The organism is Ramlibacter sp. P4_H7 (assembly GCF_056400765.1).
This window is the reverse complement of the sequence record NZ_JBFUKP010000040.1, coordinates 1-2,566: the sequence shown is the minus strand read 5'-3', so window position 1 is coordinate 2,566 and position 2,566 is coordinate 1. Positions and strand designations below refer to the sequence as shown.

Genomic DNA, 2,566 nt, shown 5'->3' with positions numbered 1-2,566 from the left:
GAGCGGGGGCGTGGCGCTGTCCTACTTCTGGGATGCTGCGAGCACCACGCTGTATGCCGCGACGGATGTCACCAGCGCGACCACGGCAGCGGCGACGGTGGTCTTCTCGATCGCCTTGCAGGAAAGCGGCGGCATATTCGACTACTTCTTCAGTTCCACCGGCCAGATCGATCATCCGGCGGGCAACACCGAGAACAACGTGTTGGTGGATGTGACGTTCACCGCGACCGGCCTGGGCGGATCCGCCACTGGCACGTTCCATCTGTCGTTCGACGACGACCTTCCAGTGCGCGCCTCCAACCCCACGCCGGTGACGGCCACGGTGGAAGAGGACGGCATGTCTTCGGCCGTCACTCCGGAAGCCGGTGGCCTGAACGGCAACGACCAGTCGCTGGGCAATCCCGGCGCGGGCGACACTCTCGCTGACGACCAGGCCAGTGGCGCGGTCGGCTCGCTGACCGCGCTGGTGGACGTGGGCGCGGACCAGCCCGGCACCTTCACCCTGAGCAGCGTGACCACCAGCCTGCCCACGTTGTTCTCCAAGGGCGAAGCGGTCACCTACGCGGTCACGGACAGCAACGATGCCGACACCCTGCTGGACACGCTGACGGCCACGGCCGGAGGGCGCACGGTGTTCACGCTGAAGGTCAACCCGGATGGCAGTTGGGCGTTCGACCTGGACGACCAGCTCGATCACGTCGCGGGCGGCGGTGAGAACACGGCGCTGCGCACCAACCTCGCGGGCACCACCTCGGTCGCTTCGATCGACTTCTCCGCGATCGTGCAGGTGACGGACTTCGACGGTGACACGGTCGCTCCGCTGCTGGCGGGCGACTTCGCCGTCACGGTGCAGGACGACATCCCGGTGTTCAACTCCATCACCAACGCGGTGGCCTTCAACACCGGCAATCCGATGACGGGGATGTACAGCGCCGGCATGGGCGCGGACGAGCCGGGCGACATGGTGCTGCTGACGCTGTCGGGAACCGCTCCCAGCGGGCGCGCCATCTTCAACGTGGTCATGAACCAGGACTCGCCCACCGTCACTTCCTTCAGCTTCGACTACTTCACCAAGGTGGCGCCGTCCACGGACACCCTCACCGCCACGGGCACCGTCACCTTCAATGCCAACGGCACCTACGTGGTGGACCTGGACGGCCCCATCCTGGGCGGCACGACCTTCTCCACCAGCGGCGGCACCAGCCTGAACTACGACACGACAGGCAACAACTCGCCGGAGATCACGGTCAAGGCGTACACCAGCGACTTCTTCGGGGTGCTGACCGGGCAGTCCTCCGAGCCGCTGAGCGACACCGCGGACCTGCTGACGGACGACAGCGACCACAGCTTTGCTGCTGGGGACACCTTCAAGAGCGTGACGACAGCCTACGTCAACGTCTCCACCGACACGGTGGGGGTCAATTCCGACACGGTGCAGAACGGCGAACTTCTGAACTACGACTTCTATACGTCGAATCCCGTGAGTCCGGCGTCGCCCTCTGGTCCTCCTCCGGTATCAACGCCGACCGCCGTGATCGTCGCGAGCACTGAAAAGGCCTTCGTCGACACGGTGGACATCACGCTGAACCAGATCAACGTGGGCAAGGAGGACATCGCGATCCTGCTGAAGCTGTACAACGCGGACACCAACGACTTCACCACCCGGCTGCTGCTGGCCAATTCGTCGTCCGACTACCAGGCCATTGCGGGCAGCACCGACGTACTCGTGTCGATCGACGAGAACGACTACCAGGACGGCTACCGCATCTACGGCATGCAGATCCTGACCAGCACCGAGGACATCACGGGCACGGGCTTCAGCCTGTCGGACGGCTCGACGGTGAACCTGACCGCGACGGGCACGAACCTGGCGGACACCTCCGACGCCGACGTCATCAAGATCATTCGCATCGAGGTGACGTCGAACCTGCCCGGCGACACGGACCTGGCCTTCACCGGCAAGATGGTGGACGAGGATGGAGATGACTCCGCCGGCTTTGGCTTCAGCGTCCACCTGGAAGGCGACAGCGACGTGCTCACCGGCGGGGCGGGCAGCGACTACCTGAACGGCACGGCGGCGGCCGACACCATGAGCGGAGGCGCAGGTGCCGACTTCATGTTCGGCGGCGCGGGAGCCGACGTGTTCCAGTTCGCCTCGGGCGACTCGGGCCTCACGCTGGCCACGGCCGACACGATCCTGGACATCGTCACGGGCGTGGACCACATCGCCACGTCCAAGGCGGCCGGCAACGCCACCATCGCCGCCGGCGCAGGCCTGGCCGACCTCGCTGCGTTCATCGCTGCTGCCGACGGGGTGCTGGCCCCTGGGGCAGGCACCAACGACGTCTACGTCGCCTACGACGCGGCCGGTTCGGGCAACGCCTGGGCGGTGGTCGACGAAAACGACAGCGGCTCGGTCGATACGAACGACACGCTGATCGTGCTGGCGGGCATCAACGCCGCAGCGGAAATCGCCGCGACCGACTTCGTCTGATCGCAGCGCTCCAGCATCCCTTCAGGGACCGCACACCGGCCCCGCCTGCGTCACAACGCAGCGGGGCCGGTG

1 protein-coding gene is annotated in these 2,566 nt (G+C 66.2%); it reads left to right on the top strand.

Annotated elements, in window-relative coordinates:
* Positions 1-2,494 (top strand): T1SS-143 repeat domain-containing protein (locus AC1DSA_RS26040; protein WP_477894171.1); only part of this gene is annotated, 2,494 nt, incomplete at its 5' end.
* Between the last annotated feature and the right edge of the window lie 72 nt (positions 2,495-2,566).